The sequence below is a fragment of the Streptomyces sp. DH12 genome (genome assembly GCF_020873895.1).
GTDB lineage: Bacteria > Actinomycetota > Actinomycetes > Streptomycetales > Streptomycetaceae > Streptomyces.
In genome coordinates this window covers 73,153-99,010 of sequence record NZ_JAHWGT010000009.1, presented here as the reverse complement: position 1 = coordinate 99,010, position 25,858 = coordinate 73,153, and the positions used below count along the sequence as shown (strand labels likewise).

At 72.3% G+C, this 25,858-nt stretch carries 26 protein-coding genes and 2 tRNA genes; 13 read left to right on the top strand and 15 right to left on the bottom strand.

Going from position 1 to position 25,858, the window contains the following annotated elements:
* Positions 1-1,317: a serine/threonine-protein kinase gene (locus tag LPA54_RS10545; protein WP_228976174.1), complete on the bottom strand. Its 1,317-nt coding sequence runs from the start codon at positions 1,315-1,317 to the stop codon at positions 1-3.
* 137 nt (positions 1,318-1,454) lie between these two features.
* On the bottom strand, positions 1,455-2,003 hold the full coding sequence (locus tag LPA54_RS10540) for a DNA-binding protein (RefSeq protein ID WP_228976172.1): 549 nt from the start codon (positions 2,001-2,003) through the stop codon (positions 1,455-1,457).
* A gap of 149 nt (positions 2,004-2,152) precedes the next feature.
* Here LPA54_RS10540 and LPA54_RS10535 point away from each other — a divergent pair.
* Both LPA54_RS10535 and LPA54_RS10530 read left to right on the top strand, forming a co-directional pair.
* Positions 2,153-2,225: transfer RNA gene (locus LPA54_RS10535), tRNA-Ala, on the top strand.
* Between the two features lie 305 nt (positions 2,226-2,530).
* Positions 2,531-3,010, top strand: coding sequence for a DUF6344 domain-containing protein (locus tag LPA54_RS10530; RefSeq protein ID WP_228976170.1), 480 nt, complete (start codon positions 2,531-2,533; stop codon positions 3,008-3,010).
* A 2-nt stretch (positions 3,011-3,012) separates the two neighbouring features.
* Here LPA54_RS10530 and LPA54_RS10525 read toward each other — a convergent pair whose 3' ends face one another.
* Entirely contained in the window at positions 3,013-3,717 is a 705-nt protein-coding gene (locus LPA54_RS10525) for a DUF5324 family protein (protein ID WP_228976169.1), read from the bottom strand.
* A gap of 194 nt (positions 3,718-3,911) precedes the next feature.
* On the opposite strand from LPA54_RS10525, the gene LPA54_RS10520 reads away from it, so the two are divergent.
* The gene (locus tag LPA54_RS10520; RefSeq protein ID WP_228976168.1) at positions 3,912-4,439 is read left to right on the top strand and encodes a peptidylprolyl isomerase; all 528 of its coding nucleotides are present in this window, start codon (positions 3,912-3,914) and stop codon (positions 4,437-4,439) included.
* Positions 4,440-4,582: 143 nt separating this feature from the next.
* Entirely contained in the window at positions 4,583-5,461 is an 879-nt protein-coding gene (locus LPA54_RS10515) for a rhomboid family intramembrane serine protease (protein WP_228976166.1), read from the top strand.
* A 255-nt stretch (positions 5,462-5,716) separates the two neighbouring features.
* On the opposite strand, the gene crgA is transcribed toward LPA54_RS10515, so the two are convergent.
* The gene (gene crgA, locus LPA54_RS10510) at positions 5,717-5,974 is read right to left on the bottom strand and encodes a cell division protein CrgA (RefSeq protein WP_058943850.1); all 258 of its coding nucleotides are present in this window, start codon (positions 5,972-5,974) and stop codon (positions 5,717-5,719) included.
* A 145-nt stretch (positions 5,975-6,119) separates the two neighbouring features.
* On the opposite strand from crgA, the gene LPA54_RS10505 reads away from it, so the two are divergent.
* The 5 genes from LPA54_RS10505 to LPA54_RS10485 all read left to right on the top strand — a co-directional run bounded on the left by LPA54_RS10505 (position 6,120) and on the right by LPA54_RS10485 (position 9,977).
* Positions 6,120-6,887: a DUF881 domain-containing protein gene (locus LPA54_RS10505; RefSeq protein ID WP_228976165.1), complete on the top strand. Its 768-nt coding sequence runs from the start codon at positions 6,120-6,122 to the stop codon at positions 6,885-6,887.
* A gap of 180 nt (positions 6,888-7,067) precedes the next feature.
* Positions 7,068-7,229 carry a hypothetical protein gene (locus LPA54_RS10500; RefSeq protein WP_228976163.1) on the top strand — a complete coding sequence of 54 codons (162 nt, stop codon included), beginning with the start codon at positions 7,068-7,070 and terminating at the stop codon, positions 7,227-7,229.
* Positions 7,226-7,864 (top strand): aminodeoxychorismate/anthranilate synthase component II, encoded by a 639-nt coding sequence (locus LPA54_RS10495; protein WP_228976161.1) that lies wholly within the window; start codon positions 7,226-7,228, stop codon positions 7,862-7,864. Before LPA54_RS10500 ends, LPA54_RS10495 begins: the two co-directional genes overlap by 4 nt.
* Positions 7,861-9,276 (top strand): class E sortase, encoded by a 1,416-nt coding sequence (locus LPA54_RS42640; protein WP_228976159.1) that lies wholly within the window; start codon positions 7,861-7,863, stop codon positions 9,274-9,276. Before LPA54_RS10495 ends, LPA54_RS42640 begins: the two co-directional genes overlap by 4 nt.
* A gap of 23 nt (positions 9,277-9,299) precedes the next feature.
* Positions 9,300-9,977: a class E sortase gene (locus tag LPA54_RS10485; RefSeq protein ID WP_228976157.1), complete on the top strand. Its 678-nt coding sequence runs from the start codon at positions 9,300-9,302 to the stop codon at positions 9,975-9,977.
* Positions 9,978-10,150: 173 nt separating this feature from the next.
* Here LPA54_RS10485 and pknB read toward each other — a convergent pair whose 3' ends face one another.
* The 6 genes from pknB to LPA54_RS10455 form a co-directional block, all read right to left on the bottom strand.
* Positions 10,151-12,205, bottom strand: a complete 2,055-nt coding sequence (gene pknB / locus LPA54_RS10480) for a Stk1 family PASTA domain-containing Ser/Thr kinase (protein WP_228976155.1) — start codon at positions 12,203-12,205, stop codon at positions 10,151-10,153.
* 144 nt (positions 12,206-12,349) lie between these two features.
* The gene (locus LPA54_RS10475) at positions 12,350-13,810 is read right to left on the bottom strand and encodes a penicillin-binding protein 2 (protein WP_228976153.1); all 1,461 of its coding nucleotides are present in this window, start codon (positions 13,808-13,810) and stop codon (positions 12,350-12,352) included.
* Positions 13,807-15,249 carry an FtsW/RodA/SpoVE family cell cycle protein gene (locus tag LPA54_RS10470; RefSeq protein WP_228976151.1) on the bottom strand — a complete coding sequence of 481 codons (1,443 nt, stop codon included), beginning with the start codon at positions 15,247-15,249 and terminating at the stop codon, positions 13,807-13,809. The genes LPA54_RS10475 and LPA54_RS10470 overlap by 4 nt, the downstream gene beginning before the upstream one ends.
* 28 nt (positions 15,250-15,277) lie before the next feature.
* The gene (locus LPA54_RS10465; RefSeq protein ID WP_228976149.1) at positions 15,278-16,774 is read right to left on the bottom strand and encodes a Stp1/IreP family PP2C-type Ser/Thr phosphatase; all 1,497 of its coding nucleotides are present in this window, start codon (positions 16,772-16,774) and stop codon (positions 15,278-15,280) included.
* Between the two features lie 132 nt (positions 16,775-16,906).
* Positions 16,907-17,404, bottom strand: coding sequence for an FHA domain-containing protein (locus LPA54_RS10460; protein ID WP_058943859.1), 498 nt, complete (start codon positions 17,402-17,404; stop codon positions 16,907-16,909).
* A gap of 10 nt (positions 17,405-17,414) precedes the next feature.
* Entirely contained in the window at positions 17,415-18,287 is an 873-nt protein-coding gene (locus tag LPA54_RS10455) for a DUF3662 and FHA domain-containing protein (protein WP_228976147.1), read from the bottom strand.
* 512 nt (positions 18,288-18,799) lie between these two features.
* Here LPA54_RS10455 and LPA54_RS10450 point away from each other — a divergent pair.
* The 4 genes from LPA54_RS10450 (at position 18,800) to LPA54_RS10435 (ending at position 22,003) form a co-directional block, all read left to right on the top strand.
* A tRNA-Leu gene (locus LPA54_RS10450) sits at positions 18,800-18,886 on the top strand.
* 274 nt (positions 18,887-19,160) lie between these two features.
* Positions 19,161-20,693 carry a DUF2252 domain-containing protein gene (locus LPA54_RS10445; protein WP_228976146.1) on the top strand — a complete coding sequence of 511 codons (1,533 nt, stop codon included), beginning with the start codon at positions 19,161-19,163 and terminating at the stop codon, positions 20,691-20,693.
* Between the two features lie 147 nt (positions 20,694-20,840).
* Positions 20,841-21,641, top strand: a complete 801-nt coding sequence (locus tag LPA54_RS10440; protein WP_228976354.1) for a hypothetical protein — start codon at positions 20,841-20,843, stop codon at positions 21,639-21,641.
* 17 nt (positions 21,642-21,658) lie between these two features.
* A complete protein-coding gene (locus LPA54_RS10435) occupies positions 21,659-22,003 on the top strand; it encodes a rhodanese-like domain-containing protein (protein WP_228976144.1) in 345 nt (114 codons plus the stop codon).
* A gap of 189 nt (positions 22,004-22,192) precedes the next feature.
* Here the strand turns inward: LPA54_RS10435 and LPA54_RS10430 are convergent, their stop codons facing one another.
* Genes LPA54_RS10430 through paaA form a run of 5 tightly spaced genes read right to left on the bottom strand, consistent with a single transcriptional unit; the run spans position 22,193 to position 25,771 of the window.
* Positions 22,193-23,251 carry a 2Fe-2S iron-sulfur cluster-binding protein gene (locus LPA54_RS10430; RefSeq protein ID WP_228976142.1) on the bottom strand — a complete coding sequence of 353 codons (1,059 nt, stop codon included), beginning with the start codon at positions 23,249-23,251 and terminating at the stop codon, positions 22,193-22,195.
* Positions 23,252-23,749 carry a 1,2-phenylacetyl-CoA epoxidase subunit PaaD gene (paaD, locus tag LPA54_RS10425; protein WP_228976141.1) on the bottom strand — a complete coding sequence of 166 codons (498 nt, stop codon included), beginning with the start codon at positions 23,747-23,749 and terminating at the stop codon, positions 23,252-23,254.
* Positions 23,743-24,501 carry a 1,2-phenylacetyl-CoA epoxidase subunit PaaC gene (paaC, locus tag LPA54_RS10420; RefSeq protein WP_228976139.1) on the bottom strand — a complete coding sequence of 253 codons (759 nt, stop codon included), beginning with the start codon at positions 24,499-24,501 and terminating at the stop codon, positions 23,743-23,745. The genes paaD and paaC overlap by 7 nt, the downstream gene beginning before the upstream one ends.
* Complete coding sequence (gene paaB / locus LPA54_RS10415; RefSeq protein WP_228976136.1) at positions 24,498-24,785, bottom strand: 1,2-phenylacetyl-CoA epoxidase subunit PaaB; 288 nt, start codon at positions 24,783-24,785, stop codon at positions 24,498-24,500. The genes paaC and paaB overlap by 4 nt, the downstream gene beginning before the upstream one ends.
* Positions 24,782-25,771: a 1,2-phenylacetyl-CoA epoxidase subunit PaaA gene (gene paaA / locus LPA54_RS10410; RefSeq protein ID WP_228976135.1), complete on the bottom strand. Its 990-nt coding sequence runs from the start codon at positions 25,769-25,771 to the stop codon at positions 24,782-24,784. The genes paaB and paaA overlap by 4 nt, the downstream gene beginning before the upstream one ends.
* Between the last annotated feature and the right edge of the window lie 87 nt (positions 25,772-25,858).

Sequence of the window (25,858 nt, the reverse complement as noted above, 5' to 3'; positions counted from 1 at the left end):
TCAGATGCGGGTCAGCGCCCAGAAGCCGACGGCGTAGCAGACCAGGGCCAGCAGGACGAGCGGGACGGCCACCGCGCGGGGCGGGCCGGGCCGCTTCCGGGGTGCGGGCGCGGGTGCGGGTGCGGGCACGGGTGCGGAGGTGGCCGGCGCGGCCGGTGCCGCCGGTGCCGCCGGTGCCGTGTACGGCGCGGTGGGATACGGCCCGTACGCCCCGTAAGCCCCATACGGCTGGGGCGGTGCCGGGGCGGCGGGCCCGGCGGCCGGGAACGGCGACGGAGCCGACGGCGTCCACGGGCCGGCGGCCGGGGGCGGGGACGCCTCCGGGGCGCGGTGCCCGGACGGAGGCGCCAGGCGGTAGCCGTCCGTCCCGGACGCCGGAGCCGCCGGAGCCGGAGCCGGAGCCGTTGCCGGGATGGGCGGCGCCGCGGAGACGGGGCCGGCCGGGCCGTTCGGGCCGTACCCGGGAGGCAGCGGGCCCAGCTGGTCGAAGACCTCCACGGGCTCCTCGTCGCCCGCCGGCTCCGGCAGCAGTTCGACCGCCGCCGACAGCGCCTTCCGCGCACCCGTCGCCGTACGGAACCGGGCCTCGGGGTCCGGCTGGAGCAGCCCCGCGAGGACCTGCCACAGCGGCTCAGGCACGCCCTGGGGCGCGCCGGGGGTCCCGTGCGCCCTGAAGTGCTCCACGAGCCCCTGCGCGTCGGGTTTGCGGCCCTGCAGCAGGTACAGGGCGACCAGGCCGACCGCGAACAGGTCGGCCGGGAAGTCCGGTTCGGCGCCGGTGAGTTGCTCGGGGGCGAAGTAACCGGGCGTGCCGACGACGTGGTGAGTCTCGGTCAGGCGCGGTTCGCCCTTGCGCATCGAGATGCCGAAGTCGGACAGCCGCAGGTGGGGCCGCCCCGTCCCGGTCGCCTCCAGCAGGATGTTCGCCGGCTTGATGTCGCGGTGCACGACCCCCTCCGCGTGCACCGCGGCCAGTCCGGACAGCAGCTGGTCGAGCAGGAGGCAGACGAACCGCGGCGGCAGCGGCCCGTAGTCACCGATGACGTGCGCCAGCGAACCGCCGCCGACCAGGTCCATGGTGAACAGGACCTTGTCGTCGTCGGCGGCCCAGCTCGCCGGGGCGAGGACGTGCGGGTGGTCGATGCGCACGGCCTGCTCGCGCACGAAGCGCAGCAGGGTGTGCGCGTCGCTCTGCTGGAGCACCTTGGCCGCCACGTACCGGCGGCGGCGCTGGTCCCAGGCCCGCCACACGGCGCCGACGCCCCCGCGCCCGATCGGATCGACCAGCTCGTACCGCCCCGCGAAGACCTCACCCATCGCGCCGCGCCGCCCCCGTTCCGCCGATTCCGTCCGATGCCGCCCTGTGGCGCCGGATGCCACCCGATGCCACCGGGCCGGGCCCGTTGGCGTCCGCCGGTGCCCGATGGGCCCGTGTCCGCCGTCCGCCGCCCTCGTCAGCTCTGGTGCGCCTCGTAGTGCGCGACCGCGTCGGCGGTGCGGCCGGCTCCGTACACCCGGAGGAACTCTGCCAGTTCCGGATGGGTCGGGGCGAGCGAGTCCGCGGCGTCGATGATGTCCCCGGCCGCGGAGACGGAGCGCAGCAGCGACTGGATCTCCCGGACGACGCGGCGGACCGTCGGGGCACCCGAGCTGGTCGGCGCCTGGCTGGAGGCGGTCAGGACCGAGCCGCCCTGCGACTTCTTGATCTCCTCCATCCGGCCGGTCGCCTCGACGGCGCTGACGCTGCCGTCGGCGACCTGGCTCGCGAGCTCCTGGAGGGCTTGGACGCGCTGGACGACGGCCGGGTTGCCGATCTTGGCCCGCTGGCCGCTCATCAGCTGCGACAGCATCGGGGCGGAGAGGCCCAGGACGGCGGCGAGCCGCGCCTGGTTCAGCCCGAGATCGTCGATGAGCCGGCGGAAGAGCGCCCCCAACGGCTCCCCGTACCAACTCCGCTGGAGCTCTCTGGCTCTCGCGGTCGATTCCTGCTGTGCGGCGTCCATGGCGTCTCCCCATCGCTCCGGTTCGCTGCTGCGAACCTCGCGGAGCATCTTACGGAGAGTGGTGTTCCACGGGGAGCCCCAATGCTTTTGCGGGACACCCCCGGTCACCCGGTACTCTGGTCTGCGACCGCCGCGACCGGGCGGTCCCCGGGGCCTTAGCTCAGTTGGTAGAGCGCTGTCTTTGCATGGCAGATGTCAGGGGTTCGACTCCCCTAGGCTCCACTTCCGGAAGACCCCTCCCACCTGCGGACACCGCGGCGGGAGGGGTCTTTCGCGTACGCGGGCCCCCGGGATTCGGGGTGCGGGCAGGCGCGAGGCGCTCAGTGCCGCGGGGGCCGGACGGGGGACCCGGGGCGGTCCGTTACCGGGCTCTCGGCGTGCGTGCCACCCGTGCTGCTCCGCACGGGTGGTGTTCATCGGAAGATCTGCGTGACGGCGGCGTCGCTCCTCCGGATCCCGAGTTGCGTACACATCATGAGGAAGGTAGGGAAATCGCCCAATCGGGATGTGTGGGAAAGCGAGGGGCCATGGCCGCCGTCAGGATCCAGCAGTTCTGGACCGCAATCGTCTCCTTCTTCTGCGGTGTCCTCGCCTCCCTGAGGCGTACCGCGCCCACCGCCGCTCCGCTCGCCGCCTGCGCGGCCCCCACCGCCGCGGCGGTGCCGGCCCAGCGGTCGGGCGCGACCTCCGCCGCGGGTACGGGGGAGGCCCCCTCGTCCGGGCGGGCGGTGGCGGGGGAGCGGGCGCTGCCGCCGACCATCAAGCAGCGGATCCACGCCGAGGCGCACGGCTCCTCGCCCGCCGTGCGCCGTATGCGCGCCGCCCGCGCCGGGGAGGCGACCGCCGCCGCCACGGGCGACGCGGCCGCCATGGGTGACGCGGTCGGCACCCGCGCGGGGACGGCCGCCGTCCCGCCGGACGCGGCCGCCGCTCCGGCCTCGGCGGGTACGGACGGGGCCGTGGCCCGGCGGGGCGCCGCCGCGGCCGCCCTCACCGCGGCGCCGTGACGTCAGCGGCGTTCGTCGCCGTTCTCGTTCGTCTCCAGTCCGGTGGCCTCCGACGGCTCGGCTCCCGCGTCCGCCTCGGCGAGTGACGCGTCAGGTCCGCTGCCGTCGACGGACACGAGCGGGGAGCGCTCGGAGACCTCGGTGGGCGGTTCCACCAGCCAGTCCGGGTTCGCCTGGTTGTCCCACCACTTCCACACGGCCACGGCGCCGCCGATGACCACGCCCACCACGGCGAGCCCCTTGACCGCGCGACGCATCCTGAGCCGGCGCTCGTGCTTGCGCACCAGCTTCCTGACCTCCTTCGCCGTCACCTGGCCGCGCAGCGCGGCGAGGGCGGCGGTGGAACGGGCCACGGCCTCCGCGCCCACGGGCCCCGCGGCGGCCACCGCGCTCTCGACGCGCGGCACGGTGAAGTCCGCCGCCTGGCGGGCCGCGAGCCGGGTCCGGTGCGCGGCGCGGTGCGCGGCGGCGTCGACCTTCGGCGGCACGTGGGGCGCGACGTAGGCGCCGTACTGCGTGCGGGCCTGGCGGGCGGCCTGCCGGGCGGCGCGGGAAACCTTGGGCGCCACCTTCACGCGCGCCTCCTGCGCGTAGAGCGCGGCGTGTTCCCTGGCCGCGCCGGCGTAGGGCGCCACGACGTCCGCGGCGTGCAGCACGCTCTCCTTCGCCGTGTCGGTGGCGGCGCGCACGCTGTCCATGCGGGTCACGGGATCCTCCTCCTGGGTGGCGGGTCGACTTCTCACCTTTCCGCCCTTTTCGAAATCATGCCCCCGGGCCCTGTGGTCGGCATGCGGGTGCGCGCATCCGGGGCAACGTCGCGCGACGCTCCGGGCTTTTCTCCCCCGCTGCGGCTTCCATGCGAGGATCGGACCCGTAAGAGAAGACCTAAGGAAGGCACATCGTGGCCGAGCAGCTTTACGCCACCCTGAAGACGAACCACGGCGACATCGAGGTGCGGCTCCTGCCGGACCACGCGCCGGTCACGGTCCGGAACTTCGTCGAGCTCGCCAAGGGTGAGCGCGAGTGGACGAACCCGGCGACGGGCCAGAAGACCACCGCCCCGCTGTACGACGGCACGGTCTTCCACCGGGTGATCAGCGGTTTCATGATCCAGGGCGGTGACCCGCTGGGCAACGGCACGGGCGGCCCGGGGTACGAGTTCAAGGACGAGTTCCACCCGGACCTCTCCTTCAACAAGCCGTACCTGCTGGCCATGGCCAACGCCGGTCCGGGCACCAACGGTTCGCAGTTCTTCATCACCGTCGCGCCGACGACCTGGCTGACCGGCAAGCACACCATCTTCGGTGAGGTCACCGGCGAGGCCGGCAAGAAGGTCGTGGACACCATCGCCGCGCTCCGCACGAACCCGCGCACCGACCGCCCGGTCGAGGACGTGGTCATCGAGTCCGTGGTCGTCGAGTCCCGCTGACCGACCGGCCTCGGCGACCGCCCCGGCACCGGGTCCCCGGTCCGCCGCGGAGCCGTCCCCGGTCCGCCGGGGAACCTTTCCGCCCCGCCCGTCCGTAAGGATGGGCGGGGCGTTGGTACGCGCACGACGACGAGGGGATCCCCATGGAGCAGGACCAGGCGCCGCACGGGTTGTCGAGCTGCTACCGCCACCCCGGGGTGGAGACCGGCATCCGGTGCACGCGCTGCGAGCGGCCGATCTGCCCGGACTGCATGGTCGAGGCGTCGGTGGGCTTCCAGTGCCCGGAGTGCGTGCGGAGCGGGTCGGGCACCGGCCACGGCGCGGCGGCGGCACGTCCCCGCAACATCGCGGGCGGCGCCCTCACGGCGGGGGACCCTCATCTCGTCACCAAGGCGCTGATCGGGGTGAACGCCCTGGTCTTCCTGGCCGGCCTGTTCGTTGCCGACTTCGTGGACCGGACGCTGCTCATCGGCCTCGCCTACGACCTCCAGCTGGGCCGGGTGATCGGTGTCGCCGACGGCGAGTGGTGGCGGATGGTGACGTCGGTCTTCCTGCATCAGGAGGTCTGGCACATCGGCTTCAACATGCTCGGCCTGTGGGTGCTCGGCGGTCCGCTGGAGGCGGCCTTCGGCCGGGTCCGGTACCTCGCGCTGTATCTGCTGTCCGGCCTGGCCGGCAGCGCCCTGACCTACGTGCTCGCCGCGCCGAACCAGGGATCCCTCGGCGCGTCGGGCGCGGTCTTCGGGCTGATGGGCGCGACCTTCGTCATGGTGCGGCGGCTCCGGTACGACCTGCGGCCGGTGCTGGGGCTGATCGCCCTGAACGTCCTCATCACGGTGGTCTTCCGGGACACCATCGCCTGGGAGGCGCACCTCGGCGGCCTGGTCGCGGGGGCGGCCATCGCGTACGGCCTGGTGAGCGGTCCGCGGGAGCGGCGTCCCCTGGTGCAGTGGAGCGTCTGCGGGCTGGTGCTGGCGGCGACCCTCGTCATGACCGTGATGAGAACGGCCGCGCTCAGCTGAGCGCCGGCTTTCCCCATAGTTGTCCACAGCCTGTGACGATGTCGCTGCCCGGCGTGGGGAACACCCGTGCCCCTCGGCGCTGACCTGGGTCTTTCTGGTGCGGCGAGGGGCACGGCGGCAGTCTTCGCGAGCGTGGCGCAGTCACATCGGCGTCAACACGATGCGGGTTATCCACAGATCGTCTGACCTTTTCCACGGCTGTGTACAACGCTGTGGATAACCCTCACGAGTGCTTGACCTGAGAGGGCGCTTCCGCTACTTCCACTGCGTCGAGACGGCGAAGCCGGCGGCGATGAACCCGAAGCCGACGGCGACGTTCCAGTTCCTCAACGACTCCATGGGCAGCGTGCCGTCGGTGACGAAGAAGACCACGATCCACGCCAGCCCGATCGCGAAGAGCGCCAGCATGACCGGGGCGACCCAGCTGTGGTTGGTCAGCTTGATGGCTGTCGCCTGCTTCGCGGCGGGGGGCGGCGTGAAGTCGGCCTTCTTGCGGATACGTGACTTCGGCACGAGGGGCTCTCCTGTCGATGCGCTGCGTGACCGCGCGGAAACGGTGACTTTGGCTGGTAATGGGCTCGAAGCGAGGTGGCCCGCCTCCTCGCCCAGGCGTCCGTTAGCGTAGTGCTTCGGCGACGCCTAAGGAGATAAGGGTACGTTGAGCAATTCAGACGACTCTCCCACGGAGGCCGACCGGCGCGGGACGTGGCGCCCGGTACGGCTGCTGACGGCCGCCGTGTTCGCGCTCGCGGGCCTGATCTTCGTCACCAGCTTCAACACCGCCAAGGGCACCAACATCCGTACGGACGACTCCCTGTTGCGCCTCTCCGACCTCATCCGGGACCGCGACGAGAAGAACAAGGAGCTGGAGGCGACCACGGCGGTCGTGCGCGAGGAGGTCGACGGGCTCGCCCGCCGCGACGCCGGCTCCAGCAAGGCCGAGGACGCCCGTCTCGCGGCCCTGGAGAAGGCGGCGGGCACCACCGAGATCTCCGGCGACGGACTCACCGTCACGCTGAACGACGCCCCGCCGGACGCCCGCGCCGCCCCCGGCTACCCCGAGCCGCAGGCCAACGACCTGGTGATCCACCAGCAGGACCTCCAGGCCGTCGTCAACGCCCTCTGGCAGGGCGGCGCGCGGGGCATCCAGATCATGGAGCAGCGGCTGATCTCCACCAGCGCGGTCCGCTGCGTCGGCAACACCCTGATCCTCCAGGGCCGCGTCTACTCCCCGCCCTACCGGATCACGGCCGTCGGCGACACCGGCAAGCTGCGCCGGGCCCTCGCGCTCTCCCCCGCCGTCCAGAACTACCAGCTGTACGTGAAGGCGTACGGGCTCGGCTGGAAGGTCGACCAGCGCGGCGCCATCACCCTGCCCGGCTACACCGGCACCGTCGACCTGCGGTACGCCGAGCCGGCCGGCTGACGGCCCGGCGGGGCGACCCGGTCGGCCGGTCCGCGCGGGCCGGCGGCCCGCGGCCCCGGGCGGACCGCCGGGCCGGGGCGTGTGACGCGGTCCGCGCGTGCGGCTTTCCACAGCCGCCCCACCGGAGGGGGATCGCCCCGTACTCTGGTGCGGTATCGAACGGAAGGGACGGCAGACGTCATGTACGGCTGGATCTGGCGGCATCTCCCGGGCAACGCGTGGGTGCGATCGGTCCTCGCGCTCCTGCTCGCCCTCGGGGTGGTCTTTCTCCTCTTCCAGTACGTGTTCCCGTGGGCGGAGCCGCTGCTTCCGTTCAATGATGTGACGGTGGACGGTCAGTGAGCGCGCGCATCCTCGTCGTCGACAACTACGACAGCTTCGTCTTCAACCTCGTCCAGTACCTGTACCAGCTCGGTGCCGAGTGCGAGGTCCTGCGCAACGACCAGGTCGAGCTCGGCCACGCCCAGGACGGGTTCGACGGCGTGCTGCTGTCGCCCGGTCCGGGCACGCCCGAGGAGGCCGGGGTGTGCGTGGACATGGTCCGGCACTGCGCCGCCACGGGCGTACCGGTCTTCGGCGTCTGCCTCGGCATGCAGTCCATGGCCGTCGCGTACGGCGGCGTGGTCGACCGCGCGCCCGAGCTGCTGCACGGCAAGACCTCGCCGGTGGTCCACGGGGGCAAGGGCGTCTTCACCGGCCTGCCCTCGCCGTTCACCGCGACGCGCTACCACTCGCTGGCCGCCGAACCCGCCGCGCTGCCGGACGTCCTGGAGGTCACGGCGCGCACCGAGGACGGCATCGTCATGGGGCTGCGCCACCGGGAGCACGCCGTGGAGGGCGTCCAGTTCCACCCCGAGTCGGTGCTCACCGAGCACGGTCACCTGATGCTCGCCAACTGGCTTGAGCAGTGTGGTGACACCGGGGCGGTCGGCCGTTCCGCGGGGCTCGCGCCGGTGGTGGGCAAGGCCGTCGCGTGACCTCCGGGCGTCCCGGGCACGCCGCGGGGGGCGAGCAGCAGGGGTCGCCCTGGTTCCGGGCGGCGCACGCACCGGGCCAGGAGCCTGGACCCGGGCCCGCGGGGCGGCCGGAGCAGCCGGAGCAGTGGCCGCAGGAGCCGTACGCGGCGCCCGCCGGGCCCCCCGCGCCCGTCGCGGATCCGGTGACCGCGCCCGGCCCGTACGAGGCGCGGTACGAGGCGCCGTACCCGACCCCGCACGAGGTGCCCCAGGAGGCGCCGTACGAGCCGTACGACGGGCTTCAGGCCCCGCAGGTCCGCCACGGCCGCCACGCCCGGCCGCAGCCCGCCACACAGCCGCCGGAGCCCGCGTACGGCGAGCAGCCGGTGTACGCCCGGCCGGCACCCCACGGCGATCCGGTGCCCGCCGGTGGCCCGGCCCCGCACGGCGACCCGGCGGCGTACCGGCGTCAGCCCCGCCCGTACGACCGGGCGGCCGAGCCGCCCGGCGTCGAGGCGACCGCCGTGCTCGCCGCCGTGACGGACGACCCGGCCCGGCCGGACCCGCACGCCCCGGCGGACCCCGGCGCTCCGTCGGCGGCCGACGCGCCACGCCCCGGCGGCCGCGCCGAGCGGCGGCGCGCCGCGAAGTCCCGGGGCCGCCGCCGCGCGTCCGCGTCCCCGGCGCCCACCGCGGCGCCCGCCTCCGCCCCGCCGATGTCCCGCGTCGAGGCGCGCCGGGCCGCCCGGGCGGCGAAGGAGGGCTTCGGCGTGATCGCCAGCCGGGTGATGGGCGAGGTCTTCATCACCTTCGGCGTGCTGATGCTGCTCTTCGTCGCCTACCAGCTGTGGTGGACCAACGTGCAGGCCGGGCTGGAGGTCGACAGGGCCAAGGACCGCATCGCGCAGGACTGGGCGAAGGGCGGGACCGGTGAGCCGGGGGTGTTCGAGGCGGGCGAGGGCTTCGCGATACTCCACATCCCCAAGCTCGACGTCGCCGTGCCCGTCGCCGAGGGCATCGACAAGGAGAAGGTCCTCGACAAGGGCATGGCCGGCCACTACGCCGACGGCGCCCTGAAGACCGCCATGCCCTCCGACAAGCAGGGGAACTTCGCGGTGGCCGGCCACCGCAACACGCACGGCGAGCCCTTCCGGTACATCAACCGGCTCCGGCCCGGCGACCCCATCGTCGTCGAGACGAGGGACGCGTACTACATCTACGAGATGGCGAGTATCCTGCCGCAGACTCCGCCCTCGAACGTCTCGGTGCTCAAGCCCGTCCCCGACGGGTCCGGCTTCACCGGGCCGGGCCGGTACCTCACCCTGACCACCTGCACCCCGGAGTTCACCAGCACCTACCGCATGATCGTGTGGGGGAAGATGGTGGAAGAACGGCCGCGCAGCAAGGGCGTACCGGACGCGCTAGCGGGCTGACACCTCAAGACGGGACAGAAGTAGTGGCACGTGCGCGCAGCCGGATCGCCGGCGTCATCAGTGTCTTCGGCGAACTGCTGATCACCGCAGGCGTGCTGATGGGGCTGTTCGTCGTCTACTCGCTGTGGTGGACCAACGTCCTGGCCGACCGCGAGGCGAACGCCCAAGGCGACGCGGTGCGCGACAGCTGGTCCGACACCGGCCCGGGCGCCCTCGACACGAAGGGCGGCGTCGGCTTCCTCCACGTGCCGGCCATGGGCGGCGAGGAGGTGCTGGTCAAGGCCGGCACCAGCGCGGAGGTCCTCAACCACGGCGTCGCCGGCTACTACACCGAGCCGATCAAGTCGGCGCTCCCGCAGGACCGCACGGGCAACTTCACCCTCGCCGCGCACCGCGACGGCCACGGCGCCAAGTTCCACGACATCCACAAGCTGAAGACCGGCGACCCGATCGTCTTCGAGACGAAGGACACCTGGTTCGTCTACAAGGTCTACGAGACGCTGCCGAAGACCTCGCGGTTCAACGTCGACGTCCTCCAGCCCGTCCCGAAGGAGTCCGGTCGCACCAGGCCCGGCCGGTACATCACGCTCACGACCTGCACGCCGATCCTGACCTCCGACTACCGGTACATCGTCTGGGGCGAGCTCGTGCGCACCGAGAAGGTCGACAAGGACCGGACGAAGCCGGCCGAGCTGCGCTGACCGCCCGGGGCGCCGGGCGACGGCGACGACGAAGGCACCGCACGACGAAGGCACCGCACGACGAAGGCACCGCACGAAGAAGGCACCGCACGGCGAAGGCCCGGCCCCCTGTGGAGGGGGCCGGGCCTTCGCCGTGCGGTGGGTTCGTCCGGCCCGCGCGGGCCGGGGCGCCCTTACGGCTCGGTGCGGAAGACCGCGCCGGTCACGCCGCCGAACCAGCCGGAGTCGCCGCCCTCGCCGTCGCTGTCACCGCCGTTGCCGTTGCCGTTGCCGTTCCCGTTGCCGTCCCCGCCCAGGCCGCGGGTCTTGACGGTGACGGTCCCGTTAGGGTCGATCTTGCTGCCGGGCTTGGGGTCCTGGTCGACGACGAACACCGCGTCGTTGTCCGGGCCCTCGGAGACCGCCAGCTGGAGGCCCTGCTGCGCCAGCAGCTGCTTGGCCTGGCCCAGCAGCATTCCGGTGACCTGCGGCACGTCCACCTTCTGCTGCTGCGGTCCCTTCGACACCTTCAGCGTGATCGTCGAGCCCTCGGAGACCCGCTCGTCCGGCTTGGGGTTCTGGTCGACGACCTGGCCGGCCGGCTGCTCGCCGTCCACGTCCTCGCGGACGACCCGGAACTTGAGCGTCTCCAGCTGCGCCTTCGCGTTGTCGAACTGGCTGTCGATGACCCGTGGGACGGAGACCTTGTCCTTGACGGCGATCGTCAGGGTGACCTCGGTGCCCTTCTCGTGCTCCGAGCCGCCCTCGGGGGACTGCTTGATGACGGTGCCCTCGGGCTTCTCCGACTCCTGCGTCTCGGTCTTGACCTTGAAGCCCTCGTTCGTCAGGTTCGTGGTCGCCAGGTCCTTCGACTGCTCCATGACGTTGGGCACCTTGACCTTGGCCGCGCCCTCCGACACCCAGACGCTGATCGTGCTGTTCTCGGCCATCGTCGCGGTGCCGTCGGCGACCGGCTCCTGGCGGCAGACGGAGCCCTTGGGCTCCTCGCACCGCTCGCCGCCCGCGTTGACCATCTTCACGCCCGAGCTGGTCGCCGTGACCCCGGCGTCCTGGAGGGTCCTGCCCACCAGGTTCGGGACGGTGACCTGCTTCGCGTCCTCGCTGCTGAAGACCGTCCTGCCGATCAGGATCGCGCCGACCAGCACCAGGATGCCCGCGAGGACCAGCAGGATGGTGGAGAGGTTCGACTTCTTCTGCTGCTGGCGCCGACGGCCCGCGCCGCGGTCGTCGTACCCGTAGCCCCCGTCGTCCGGGTTCATGGGCGGCAGCATCGACGTCTGCGCGCCCGGGTCCGCCGGGTGCCCGGCGCCCGTGTGCTGGTCGGGGTGCGGATAGCCGTAGCCGCCCGGCGCTCCCATGACGCCCATCGCGGCCGTGGCCGCGACCGGCTGCCCGTCCAGGCAGGCCTCGATGTCGGCGCGCATCTCGTCGGCCGACTGGTAGCGGTAGTCCGGGTCCTTGACCAGCGCCTTCAGCACGATCGCGTCCATCTCGGGCGTGATCTCGGGGTCGAAGTTGCTGGGCGGCTGCGGTTCCTCCCGCACGTGCTGGTAGGCGACCGCGACCGGGGAGTCGCCGATGAACGGCGGGCGGACGGTCAGCAGCTCGTACAGCAGGCAGCCGGTGGAGTACAGGTCGGAGCGGGCGTCGACCTGCTCGCCCTTGGCCTGCTCCGGGGAGAGGTACTGAGCGGTGCCGATCACGGCCGCCGTCTGCGTCATGGTCATGCCGGCGTCGCCCATGGCGCGGGCGATGCCGAAGTCCATGACCTTGACCTGGCCGGTCCGGGTCAGCATGACGTTCGCCGGCTTGATGTCGCGGTGGACGATGCCGGCGCGGTGCGAGTACTCCAGGGCCTGGAGGATGCCGACGGTCATCTCCAGCGTCCGCTCGGGCAGCAGCTTGCGCCCGGAGTGCAGCAGCTCGCGCAGGGTGGAGCCGTCCACGTACTCCATCACGATGTACGGGATGGAGACACCGTCGACGTAGTCCTCGCCGGTGTCGTACACCGCGACGATCGCCGGATGGTTGAGCGAGGCGGCCGACTGGGCCTCACGGCGGAACCGGGCCTGGAAGGACGGGTCACGGGCCAGGTCGGCCCGCAGCGTCTTCACGGCGACGGTGCGGCCGAGCCGGGTGTCGTGGGCGAGGTACACCTCGGCCATGCCACCACGGCCGAGCACCGAGCCCAGCTCGTACCGGCCGCCGAGGCGACGCGGCTCTTCCATAACTGTTCCAGCCCTCTCCGTCAGTCCCGGCCGCAACCGTCTGTGTGGTCCGGCGGTGTGCTGTCCGCGCACAGGCTACCGGCCGGGAGAAGCTGATCACTCCGTGACCGAAAGCTGATACGGGACCGGTACACAGCCACCGCGTCACCCGCGGGTGTCGAGGACCGCCTTCATCACGGACCGGGCGATCGGGGCGGCCAGGCCGCCACCACTGATGTCGTCGCGGGTCGCGTCGGAGTCCTCGACGACCACGGCGACGGCGACGGGGGAGCCGCTGTCGGTCTTCGCGTAGGCGATGAACCACGCGTACGGGCGGGCCTTGTTCTTCTCGCCGTGCTGCGCCGTACCGGTCTTGCCACCGACGGTCACGTCGCGGATCCGGGCGTTCTTGCCCGTGCCGTTCTCGACGACGTTCTCCATCATCTTCTGGACGAGCTGCGCCGTCTCCTGCGACATGGGGCGGCTCATCTCCTCCGGCTCGTTCCGCTCGATGACGTCGAGGTTCGGGGCGACGAGCTGGTCGACCATGTACGGCTTCATCAGCTTGCCGTCGTTGGCGATGGCCGCCGTGACCATGGCCATCTGGAGCGGCGTGGTCGCCGTGTTGAACTGGCCGATGGAGGACAGGGCGTTGCCGCCGCGGTCCATGTTCTTGTCGTAGACGGAGGGAGCGGCGCGGACCGGGGTGTCGATCTCGGGGTTGTTGAAGCCGAACTTCTCCGCCATCTCGACCATCTTGTCGCGGCCGACCTCGTCGCCGAGCTTCGCGAAGACCGAGTTGCACGACCACTGCATCGCGTAGTTGAGCGTGGCGTTCTCGCAGCCCTCGGCGTGATTCTTCATCGGCACGGTCGACAGCGGCAGCAGGTACGGCTCCGGCGTGTCCGTCGGCGCGTCGATGTCCTTGACCTTGCCGTTCTCCAGCGCCGCGGCGGCCGTGAGGACCTTGAACGTCGAGCCGGGCGGGTAGATCTCGCGCAGCGCGCGGTTCTGCTTGGGCTTGTCCTTGTCCTTCTCCAGCGCGATCCACGCCTTCTCGTCCTCGGCCTGGTAGCCGGCGAAGGTGGAGGGGTCGTACGACGGGGTGGACGCCAGCGCGAGGATCTTGCCCGTCTGCGGGTCGATGGCCGCGACGGCGCCCTTCTTCTTGCCGAGCCCCTCGAAGGCGGCCTTCTGGGCGGCGCCGTTGAGGGTGGTGACGACGTTGCCGCCCTTCTTCGTGTCACCCGTGAACATGGAGAGCGTGCGGTCGAAGAAGAGCCGGTCGTCGTTGCCGGTGAGGATCGTGTCGTGCAGCTTCTCCAGCTGGTTGGCGTCGTACGCCTGCGAGGCGTACCCGGTGACCGGCGCCCACATGGGGCCGTTCACGTAGGTGCGCTTGTACTTGTAGAGCGGGTCCTTGGAGTCGACGGAGCCGGTGATCGGCTTGCCGTCGACGATGATGTCGCCGCGGACGGAGGCGTACCGCTCGATGGTCACGCGCTTGTTGCGCGGGTGCTTGTTCAGCTCGTCGCTGCGGACGAACTGGACCCAGTTGTCCCGCAGGAGCAGCGCGAGCACCAACAGGCCGCAGAAGATCGCGATGTGGCGCAGGGGCTTGTTCACGGACGGACCACCTGGGTCATCTCGGCGTCGGGGGACGGGGCGGGGGACGGCGCGGGGCGCCGCGCGGTGTCGCTGATCCGCAGCAGGATCGCGATGAGCGCCCAGTTGGCGATCACGGAGGAACCGCCGTACGCGAGGAACGGCATGGTCATGCCGGTCAGCGGGATCAGGCCCATCACGCCGCCGGCGACCACGAAGATCTGGAGCGCGAACGCGCCGGACAGGCCGGTCGCCAGGAGCTTGCCGAAGGGGTCCCGCGCCGCGAGCGCCGTGCGGATGCCGCGCTCCACGATCAGGCCGTAGAGGAGGAGGAACGCCATGACGCCGGCCAGGCCGAGCTCCTCGCCGACGGTGGCGAAGATGAAGTCGGAGTTGGCGGCGAAGCCGATGAGGTCGGAGTTGCCCTGGCCGAGCCCCGTGCCGAGCGTGCCACCGGAGCCGAAGGACATGAGCACCTGGGACATCTGGTCGCAGGCGGCCAGCATGTTGGAGCCCTCGGGAGCCGTCTTCAGGCACCCGAACGGGTCGAGCCACGCGGCGACACGGGACTGCACGTGACCGGCGAACTGGCTGACCACGACCGCGCCGCCCACCGCCATCAGCAGACCCATGACGATCCAGCTGGTCCGCTCCGTCGCCACGTACAGCATGATCACGAACATGCCGAAGAAGAGCAGCGAGGTGCCGAGGTCGTTCTCGAAGATCAGGATGAGCAGGCTGACGGCCCAGATCATGAGGATCGGGCCGAGGTCGCGGCCGCGGGGCAGGTAGAGGCCCATGAAGCGGCGGCTGGCGAGCGCGAGGGCGTCCCGCTTGACCATCAGGTAGCCGGAGAAGAAGACCGCGATGACGATCTTCGCGAATTCACCGGGCTGGATGGAGAACGGTCCCACCCTGATCCAGATCTTGGCGCCGAAGACGTCGGCGCCGAGCCCGGGGACGAGCGGCAGCAGCAGCAGGACGATCGCCGCCACCATCGAGATGTACGTGTAGCGCTGGAGGACGCGGTGGTCCTTCAGGAACACCAGCACCAGCAGGAACAGCGCCACACCGATCGCCGAGTACAGCAGCTGCTGCGGGGCGTCCCCGCTGTGGCTGCCGTAGCGGCGCATCGAGTCGGCGATGAGGCGCGGCGACTGGTCGAGGCGCCAGATCAGTACGAGGCCGAGGCCGTTGAGCAGGGTCGCGAGGGGCAGCAGCAGCGGGTCCGCGTACTTGGCGAAGCGCCGCATCAGCAGGTGGGCGATGCCGGCCAGGAGGCCGAGCCCGATGCCGTAGCCGAGCATGCCCGCCGGGACCTCGCCGTCGAGGGCCAGACCCACGTTCAGGTACGCGAAGACCGGGATCGCGACGGCGAAACCGAGCAGCACCAGTTCGGTGTTGCGGCGGCTGGGCGCGTCGATCGCGCCGATGGTGGTCGTGTTGGTGACAACGCTCATGGTGGTGAAAAGGCCCCCCTACGGGTGCTTACTGCTTGCCGCAGTTCGAGGCCAGCCTCTTCTCGTCCTCGGTGAGGGTGGGGCCCGGGGAGGGGACGGCTGTGGTGGACGGCTTGGGCTTGGTGGTGCCTGCGGCACCCGTGGTGCCACCGGCCTGCTCCTCGCTGGGCGGTGTGGCGCCGGCCGCCGCGGCGGCCTTGCGGGCCTGCTCCTGCTTGCGGCAGGCGCTCGCCTGGGTCCCCAGCTCCTCGATCTTCGCCTCGGCCTTCGTGCGGCTGCCGCCGGCGATCGTCTCCTCGACCTGCTTCTGCTGGTAGGCGGGGAGGTACTTGAGTTCGATGTCGGGGTGGTCCTTCTCGACCTCCGACAGCGAGACCCAGGCCAGATCCTGGCTGATGCCGCGGAAGAGCGCGACGTGGCCGTCGTTGGCGCCGACGTAGTACTGGGTCTGCGTCCAGCGGTAGCCGCCGTACGCGCCACCGCCGAGCAGCGCCAGCACCAGCAGGGCGAAGAAGACCCGCTTGATCCATCTGCGGCCGGTGCGCGGCTTGCTCAGCTCCGCGTCGCCGTACGCGCCGTAGCCGCCGCCCTCCGGCGGCATGCCGTCGTAGCCGATGTCCTCGCCGCTGCCGGGCGGGCCGAAGCCGCCGGCCGGCGGCTGCCGGCTCCCCCGCCCCAGACCGGACGCGCGGCCCGCCGGGGTCTGCATGGCGCCGCCGTCGTTGAGCTGCTGCTGGTTCTCGGCGACCGCTCCGACGACGACCGGCGTGTCGCTCAGCCGGCCGGCGAGGGTGTCACCGCCGTCGACGTCCAGGACGTCCGCGATGATCACCGTGATGTTGTCCGGGCCGCCGCCGCGCAGCGCGAGCTGGATGAGCTCCTGCACGGTCTCCTGCGGGCCCTGGTAGCTGGCGAGCGTCTCCTCCATCGTCTGGTGGGAGACGACGCCGGAGAGGCCGTCGGAGCAGATGAGGTACCGGTCGCCGGCGCGGACCTCGCGGATCGACAGGTCGGGTTCGACGTGGTCGCCGCTGCCCAGGGCGCGCATCAGCAGGGAGCGCTGCGGGTGGGTGGTGGCCTCCTCCTCGGTGATCCGGCCCTCGTCGACGAGCCGCTGCACCCAGGTGTGGTCCTGCGTGATCTGCGTCAGGACGCCGTCGCGCAGGAGGTACGCGCGGGAGTCGCCCACGTGGACCAGGCCGAGCCGCTGGCCCGTCCACAGCAGGGCCGTGAGGGTCGTCCCCATGCCTTCGAGCTGGGGGTCCTCCTCGACCATCTCGCGCAGCTGGTCGTTGGCGCGCTGCACCGCCGTGCCGAGTGAGGTGAGGATGTCGGAGCCCGGGACGTCGTCGTCGAGCGTGACGAGCGTGGAGATCACCTCGGAGGACGCCACCTCGCCCGCGGCCTGGCCGCCCATGCCGTCGGCGATGGCGAGCAGGCGGGGACCGGCGTAACCGGAGTCCTCGTTGCCCTCGCGGATCATGCCCTTGTGCGACCCGGCGGCGAAGCGCAGTGACAGACTCATGCGCACCTGCCCTGTCGACTCTGCCTCGGGGTACAGCCGGTCTCGAGCCACACTGCCCACCCTCCGGTCGGGAGCCCCCTCCGGTCCTCGGGGACCGCTGCGGCTCGCTCGCTCCGCTCGCTCATTGTCGTACTACTTCCGCAGCTCGATGACGGTCTTGCCGATGCGGATCGGCGCGCCCAGCGGAATCGGGGTCGGCGTGGTGAGTCGGGTCCGGTCGAGATACGTGCCGTTCGTGGACCCGAGATCCTCGACGATCCACTGGCCGTCACGGTCCGGGTAGATCCTGGCATGCCGACTGGAGGCGTAGTCGTCGTCCAGCACGATCGTGGAGTCGTGCGCGCGGCCCAGCGTGATGGTCTGGCCCTGGAGGGCGACCGTCGTGCCGGTGAGCGTGCCCTCGGACACGACGAGCTTGGTGGGGGCGCCGCGGCGCTGCCGCTGCTGCGGCGGTGCCGCCGCCCCCTGGCGGCCGCCCTGCTGCGGACGCGCGGCCTCGCGGCGCGAACCGCGCTGCGTGACGCGCGTGCCGAACAGGTCGCTGCGGATGACCTGGACGGCCACGATGACGAACAGCCACAGTACGGCGAGGAAACCCAACCGCATGACCGTGAGGGTCAGCTCTGACATTGCCCCCGCTTCACCCTTCGGCTTGCCGGTAAACGATGGTGGTGCTGCCCACGACGATCCGCGAGCCGTCGCGGAGCGTAGCGCGGGTGGTGTGCTGCCCGTCCACCACGATGCCGTTGGTGGACCCCAGATCCTGGATCGTCGAGGGCGTTCCGGTCCGGATCTCGCAGTGACGGCGGGATACGCCGGGGTCGTCGATCCGCACGTCGGCGTCGGTGCTGCGGCCCAGCACGAGGGTGGGGCGGGAGATCTGATGGCGCGTGCCGTTGATCTCGATCCAGCAGCGGGCCTGGCCGGCGCCCGGGGCGTGGCCCGACGCGCCCGGCGGGCGGTGCGCGGGGGCGCCGGGACGGGGCGCCGCCCCCGCGCCGCCCGGCGGCGGGGCCGCCGGCATCGGCGGGGCGCCCGCGGGCGGGTAGCCGTAGCCGCCGGGGCGGCCGACCTGGCCCTGGGGCGGGCCCGCCGGGCCCGGGTGCCCGCCGTCGACCGGCTGCGCCGACTGCGACGAGCTGGACGCGAGCGTGCGGCTGCGGACCCGGTAGAGGCCCGTGTCGAGGTCGTCGGCCTTCTCCAGGTGGACCTTGATGGGGCCCATGAACGTGTACCGCTGCTGCTTGGCGTAGTCCCGGACGAGGCCGGCGAGCTCGTCACCGAGCTGGCCGGAGTACGGGCTGAGGCGCTCGTAGTCCGGCGTGCTCAGCTCGACGATGAAGTCGTTCGGGACGACCGTCCGCTCGCGGTTCCAGATCGTGGCGTTGTTGTCGCACTCGCGCTGGAGGGCCCCGGCGATCTCGACGGGCTGGACCTCGGACTTGAAGACCTTGGCGAAGGTGCCGTTGACCAGGCCTTCGAGTCGCTGCTCGAACCGCTTCAGGACTCCCATGGGGCACCTCCTCCGTCGTTGCCGTCCTGGTACTGCTCACTGATCGTATCCACGCGTCGGGAAATCGGCTGGTTCCCCTTCACTGCCCTGTGGACGAGTGTCACCTCTCACATCTCCCACACGGATCGTAGAGGCGGCTTGTGGACAGTGTCCCGCACCCGGGGCACACCTGGGATGAGTGGGGGGCGAGCCGTTCCGTTCCCGTTCGGGTCCCATCCGTACCGGTCGGCCGGCGGCGTAGTCGTCCCCGTGTCCCTCCACGCCTCCCCGCGACTCCCCGCGCCTCCCTGTGTCTCCTCGTGTGTCCTGCCCTCGTGTGCACTCCCGTGCGGCTCCCCGGGGTCTCCGCGCGTCCCGTCCGCCGGCTTCCGCGCGACCTTCTCCCTCTCCTTGTTCGTCCTCCGGGCCCCTGAAACAACGGATGTGAACCCACCCCGTCCGACGTGCTAATCTTCAGATGTCGCCAGGCGGTCGCACCGAACGAGGTGGGGCCACGAACGACAACACCCAATGCGCGGGTGGCGGAATAGGCAGACGCGCTGGATTCAGGTTCCAGTGCCCGAAAGGGCGTGGGGGTTCAACTCCCCCCTCGCGCACCACAGGAGACAGGGTCTCCACCAGGACGGAAGTCCGGGTGGGGGCCCTGTCTCGTTGTGCGGTGGCACAGGCTCCGTTCCGCTCCTTCGGACGGGGGTGTCCTGGGGCTCCCGTGGGTCTGACGGCAGTCGTCCGGTGGTCCGCCGGTGGTCGTCCGGTGGTCCGCCGGTGGTCGTCCGGTGGTCGTCCGGTGGTTTTCCACAGGGGGAGACGGGCGGTGGGACGAGGAGTACGGTCGTCGCACTGCTGTAGGTGGACGTGGGGGAAGTGGGGCGCATGGACGAGATCCGGGCTGCGGTGCCCGCGCAGCGGACGGGCAGCGGCGGAGCCGCGGGCGCCGGGTCGGGTACGGCCGGCGTCGGCGGTTCCGGCGGCGCTGCCGCCGGTGCCGCTGGTGGAGGGGCGGCGCGGATCCCGGACGTGCCGGGGTTCGCCCGGCGGGCGCCGGGGGCGTACGGGGCGGGCGGGCCGGACGGGCCGAAGGCGCGCGGAAAGGCCCTGCGCGGCCGGGTGCCGCGGTCCGCGCACGACGCCCTGCACCTGAGGGCCGGGCGGCCCGACGCCGTGCGCGCCGTCGAGGAGTCGAGCCGCGACCGGGTGCCGGCCCTCGCGCCGATACGGGTCGGGCGGATGACGGCGACGCCGTTCGCGTTCCTGCGCGGGGCGGCCGGGCTGATGGCGCACGACCTGGCGGCGACGCCCGTCACCGGGATCGGCGCCCAGATATGCGGGGACGCGCACGCCGCGAACTTCGGCCTCTACGGCGACGCGAGCGGCCGGCTCGTCATCGACCTGAACGACTTCGACGAGACCGTGGTCGGCCCCTGGGAGTGGGACCTCAAGCGGCTCGCCACCTCGCTGGTGCTGGCCGGGCGGGAGGCGGGCGCCGACGAGGACGTGTGCCGTGCCGCCGCGTACGACACCGTGGGCGCCTACCGCCGGACCATGCGGCTGCTGGCCCGCATGCCCGTCCTGGACGCCTGGAACGCCATCGCCGACGAGGAGCTCGTCTCGTACACGGACGCCCGGGACCTGCTGGGCACGTTGCAGAGCGTGTCGGAGAAGGCCCGCCGGAACACCAGCGCCCGGTTCGCCGCCCGGTCCACGGAGCCCTGCCCGGACGGCGTGCGCCGCTTCGTGGACGCCCCGCCGGTGCTGCGGCGCGTGGCCGACCAGGAGGCCGCGGCGGTCGCGGCGTCCCTCGGCCCGTACCTGGAGACGCTGCCGCCCGACCGGCTGCCGCTGCTCGCCCGGTACGCCATCCACGACGTGGCGTTCCGGGTGGTGGGCACGGGCAGCGTCGGCACCCGGTCGTACGTGGTGCTGCTGCTGGACCACCGGGGCGAGCCGCTGGTGCTCCAGGTGAAGGAGGCCCGGCCGTCGGTGCTCGCGCCGTACCTGCCGGAGGTCGGCTTCGACGTCGAGACGCCCGCGCACGAGGGCTGCCGGGTGGTGCGGGGGCAGAAGCGGATGCAGGTCGTCAGCGACAGCCTGCTGGGGTGGACGACCGTCGAGGGACGGCCGTACCAGGTGCGGCAGTTCCGCAACCGGAAGGGGAGCGTGGACCCGTCGGCGCTCTCCGCCGACCAGATCGACGACTACGGGCGGATGACCGGTGCCCTGCTGGCGCGGGCGCACGCGCACAGTGCCGACCCCAGGCTCGTGGCGGCGTACTGCGGCAAGAGCGACGAGCTGGACGCGGCGGTGGCCGGCTTCGCCATCGCGTACGCCGACCGCACCGAGGCCGACCACGCCGACCTGGTGGCCGCCGTGCGCGCCGGTCGGATCGCCGCCGAACCGGGGGTGTGACGGGTGGGTGGCGTGCGCCCGTAGTCTGGTCGGGTGACGACCCCGAGCGACGACGTGACCGGCACCCCCGAGGCAGCGGACGCCCCGCAGGCGGCCGGGGCCCCGGAAGGCTCCGAGGCTCCTGCCACGCCTGAGGCGCCCGCCGCAATCCAGGCGCCCGAGGCGCCCGAGGCGCGGTTGGCGCGGGCCGTGCGGGCGGCGGAGCAGGCGCTGATCGAGTTCGAGATCGCCGTGGAGACCTTCCGCGTCGAGGTGGAGAACTTCTCCCGTCTGCACCACCAGAAGCTCGGGCCGATGTACGCGCGCCTCGACGAGCTGGACGCGTTGATCGCCGAGGCGCGGGCGGCCCGGACCGGTGACCCCGACGACCTGCGCAAGGCGCGGGAGGCGCGGGCCATGGTCATGCCGATGCCGGGCGTGGACGAGCTCTTCCACAGCTGGATCGACTCCGAGGGACTGTCCCCGGAGGCCGCGGCGATGCTGAACGAGCAGCCCGTGCAGACCCCCAAGCGGGTCCGGCCCAGCGACGAGGTGCGCCGGGTCTACCGGGACCTGGTCCGCCGGGCCCACCCCGACCTGGCCACCGAGGAGGGGGAGCGCAAGCGGCGGGACGAGTTCATCACCCGGGTCAACGCCGCGTACGCGCGCGGGGACGAGGCGCTGCTGCGCGAGCTGGCCGAGGAGTGGGCGGCGGGTCCCGCGCCCGCGGTGCCGCTGCTGAGCGAGAGCGAGGAGCTGTACGCCCGGCTGGAGTGGCTCGCGCACCGCAAGGAGCTGCTGGCGGCGGCCGCGCGAGAGCTGGAGGACAGCGCGATCGGTGCGATGCTGCGGATGGCGCCCGACGACCCGGACCGGCTGCTCGACGAGGTCGCCGAACAGCTGCTGGCCCAGGTCTCCGAGCGCGAGGCGGAACTCGCCGGCCTGACCGGCTCCCCGCACCAGCCCTGACAAGAAGGACGCACGAAATGAACTTCGCCCCGCTGCCCACCGTGGATGTCTCGTCCGTACCGGGTGACGCGCTGATCCTCGACGTACGGGAGGCCGACGAGTGGGCGGCCGGCCACGTCGACGGCGCCCTGCACGTGCCGATGAGCGACTTCGTCGCCCGCTTCGGCGAGGTGACGGAGGCTGTGGCCGACGGGCGGCGCGCCTACGTGATGTGCCGGGTCGGCGGCCGGTCCGCGCAGGTCACCCAGTACCTGGTGCAGCAGGGCATCGACGCGGTGAACGTCGACGGTGGCATGCTCGCCTGGGAGGGCGCCGGCCGCCCGATGGTGGCCGACCACGGGGGCCCGGCCTTCGTCGCCTGACCCCGGGCCGGGCAGGCGGCCGCGCCGCCGGCCGCCCGGCGCCGGGCCGGCGGGCGTCCGCACCTGGTTGCGCCCGCTCGGCGCCCGAGCCGGCGGGCATCCGCGTCCGGGTCCGGCCGGCCGCGCGCGCCCGGCGCCCGAGCCGGGCTGGTGGCTGGGACCGCGCCGTCGGGGTCGGGCGGTGGGGCGTCAGCGGTCGAAGTCCAGCTCCACCCGCGGCGTCGTCGGATGGGACTGGCAGGCCAGGACGTACCCGGCGTCCGTCTCCTCCGACTCCAGGGCGTAGTTGCGGTCCATGCGCACCTCGCCCGTGACGAGGAACGCCCGACACGTGCCGCACACGCCGCCCTTGCAGGCGTAGGGCGCGTCCGACCTGCTGCGCAGCACCGTCTCCAGAAGGGTCTCGCCCTCCTGGACCGGCCATGTCCCGGAGCGGCCGTCCAGGGTGGCGGTCAGCGTGGCACCGGTGGCGTCCCCCGGGGCCCGTCGCGCCGTGGACGAGCCGTCGTCCACGTGGAAGATCTCCTGGTGGATGCGGGCGCGCTCGACGCCGAGGCCCCGCAGCGCCCGCTCGGCGCCCCGCACCAGCCCGAACGGACCGCACAGGTACCAGCCGTCCACGTCCGCCACGGGGAGCAGCGCCGGGAGCAGCCCGGTGAGCCGCCCCTCGTCCAGTCGGCCCGACGGCAGGCCCGTCTGCTGCTCCTCCCGGGACAGCACCGTCACCAGCTGGAACCGGTCCGGGTAGCGGTCCTTCAAGTCGGCGACCTCGTCGAGGAACATCGTCGAGGCGGCCGTGCGGTCGCTGCGTACGAGGCAGAACCTGGCCTCGGGCTCACGTGCCAGCAGGGTCGCCGCGATCGACAGCACCGGTGTGATGCCGCTGCCGCCGACGACCGCCGCGAAGTGCCCGGGCCGCGGCGCCAGGACGAACCGGCCCATCGGCTCCATGACCTCCACGGTGTGGCCCACCGCGAGTTCCTTGAGGGCCCAGGTGGAGAACTCGCCGCCCTCGACGAGCCGGATGCCCACCCGCAGTACCGGGTCCTCGCCGGCAGGGACGGCCGGTGAGCAGATCGAGTACGTGCGGCGGACCTCCACGCCGTCGGGGGTGAGCCGGCGCATCGTCAGGTGCTGGCCGGGGGTGTGGCGGAAGGCCTCCCGCGACTCCGGCGGGACGGCGAGGGTGACGGCCACCGAGTCGTCCGTGAGCCGCTCGACCTCGCTCACCCGGAGCGGATGGAACATCTACAACTCCTTGAAGTGGTCGAAGGGTTCGCGGCAGGCGGCGCAGCGGCGCAGCGACTTGCACGCGGTCGAGGAGAACCTGCTGAGCAGCTCGGTGTCGGTCGAGCCGCAGCGCGGGCAGCGAATGGCGAGGGTGAGGGGCACCGGACCGTCCGACTGCCGCTGCGGGCGGGGCGGGGCTATGCCGAACTCGGCGAGCTTGCGCCGCCCTTCGTCGCTGATGTCGTCGGTGGACCAGGCGGGCGAGAGGACCGTCACCACGGACACCTGGGCCACGCCGTGGTCGTGGAGGACCCGCTCGATGTCCGAGGCCATCGCCTCGACGGCGGGGCAGCCGGTGTAGGTGGGGGTCAGCTCGACCGTGACACGGCCCGGACCGTCGACCCGTACGCCCTTGAGGACGCCGAGGTCCTCCAGGGTGAGGACGGGCAGCTCGGGGTCGGGTACCGAACCGGCCAGCCGGCTCAGCTCCTCCTCCAGCGGTGTCGCGGTCACCACGACGCCCCCGGGTGGCTGCGGTGCAGGTGCTGCATCTCGGCGAGCATCCGGCCGAACGGCTCGGTGTGCAGGCCCTGGCGGCCGGCGCCCGCGGCCCATCCGGTGGCGCGCGGACCCTCGGGCAGGCGCAGGGTGGCCCGGTCCAGTACCGCGGAGACCGAGGTGAGCCAGTCGGCCTCCAGCTCCCGCCAGTCGACGTCGACCCCTTCGAGGGGCTGGAACAGCTCGCCGGTGAACCGCCACAGCGCGTCGCACGCGGTCTGCATCCGGTCGTGGCTCTCCTGCGTGCCGTCGCCGAGGCGGAGTGTCCACTGCTCGGCGTGGTCCTGGTGGTAGGCGACCTCCTTGACCGCCTTCGCGGCCAGGCCCCGCAGCGTCTCGCGGGCCGTGTCGGTCTCGTGGGCCTCGTCGCCGGTGTCGGGCGGGGCGGCCGCGACCCGGCCGTAGAGGAGCCGCTGGTAGGTGGAGAAGTACAGCTGGCGGACGATGGTGTGGGCGAAGTCGCCGTTCGGCTGCTCGACCAGCTGGGCGTTGCGGAAGGCCCGCTCCTCGCGGAGGAAGGCGAGCTCGTCCTCGTCCCCGACGAGGGAGAGCAGGACGCGGGCCTGGCCGAGCAGGTCGAGGGCGATGTTGGCGAGGGCGACCTCCTCCTCCAGCACCGGGGCGTGGCCCGCCCACTCCCCCAGGCGGTGCGAGAGCACCAGGGCGTCGTCGCCGAGGGCGAGGGCCGCCGTGTGCAGGGTCGTCGTCACAGGTGCTGCACCCCCTCGGGGATCTCGTAGAAGGTGGGGTGCCGGTAGGGCTTGTCGGCCGCCGGCTCGAAGAAGGGGTCCTTCTCGTCGGGGGACGACGCGGTGATCGCCGCGGAGGGGACGACCCAGACGGAGACGCCCTCGCTGCGCCGGGTGTACAGGTCCCGGGCGTTGCGCAGGGCCATCTCGGCGTCGGGGGCGTGCAGGCTGCCGGCGTGGGTGTGGGACAGCCCGCGGCGCGAGCGCACGAACACCTCCCACAGCGGCCAGTCGCTCGTCGTCATGCCGTCGCCTCCCCGGTCTGCCCGGACGTGTCGCCCGTGGTCCGATCGCTGTGCTTCGCGGCGTACGCGGCCGCCGCGTCCCTCACCCACGCGCCCTCCTCGTGGGCGCGCCGGCGCTGGGTGATCCGCTGGTCGTTGCACGGGCCGTTGCCCTTGAGGACCTCGCGGAACTCGGCCCAGTCGATGGCGCCGAAGTCGTAGTGGCCGCGCTCCTCGTTCCACCGGAGGTCCGGGTCGGGGAGGGTGAGACCGAGGGACTCGGCCTGCGGCACGCAGATGTCGACGAAGCGCTGGCGCAGCTCGTCGTTGGAGTGGCGCTTGATCTTCCACGCCATGGACTGGGCGGAGTGCGCCGACTCGTCGTCGGGCGGGCCGAACATCATCAGCGAGGGCCACCACCAGCGGTCCACGGCGTCCTGCGCCATCGCGTGCTGGGCGGGGGTGCCGCGGGAGAGGGCGAGCAGCGCCTCGTACCCCTGGCGCTGGTGGAAGGACTCCTCCTTGCAGACGCGGACCATCGCGCGGGCGTACGGCCCGTAGGAGCAGCGGCACAGCGGCACCTGGTTGGTGATCGCGGCGCCGTCCACGAGCCAGCCGATCGCGCCGACGTCGGCCCAGGTCAGCGTGGGGTAGTTGAAGATCGACGAGTACTTCTGGCGGCCCGAGTGGAGCTTGTCCAGCAGCTCGTCCCGGCCGACTCCCAGGGTCTCCGCCGCGCTGTAGAGGTACAGGCCGTGGCCCGCCTCGTCCTGCACCTTGGCCATGAGGATGGCCTTGCGGCGCAGGGAGGGGGCGCGGGTGATCCAGTTCGCCTCGGGCTGCATGCCGATGATCTCGGAGTGGGCGTGCTGGGCGATCTGCCGGACCAGCGTCGCCCGGTAGGCGTCGGGCATCCAGTCGCGTGGTTCGATCCGCTCGTCCGCGGCGACGGCGGCGTCGAACGCCGCCTCGTACGCCTCCTGCGAGTCCGCAGTCACTGCCGTCATCGAGCCCCCTACCGACCGATCGTTCGGTTGAATGACTTCAATGGTGAGTCGGCGGCCCGTATGGTGTCAACCCTGTGGATAACTGCG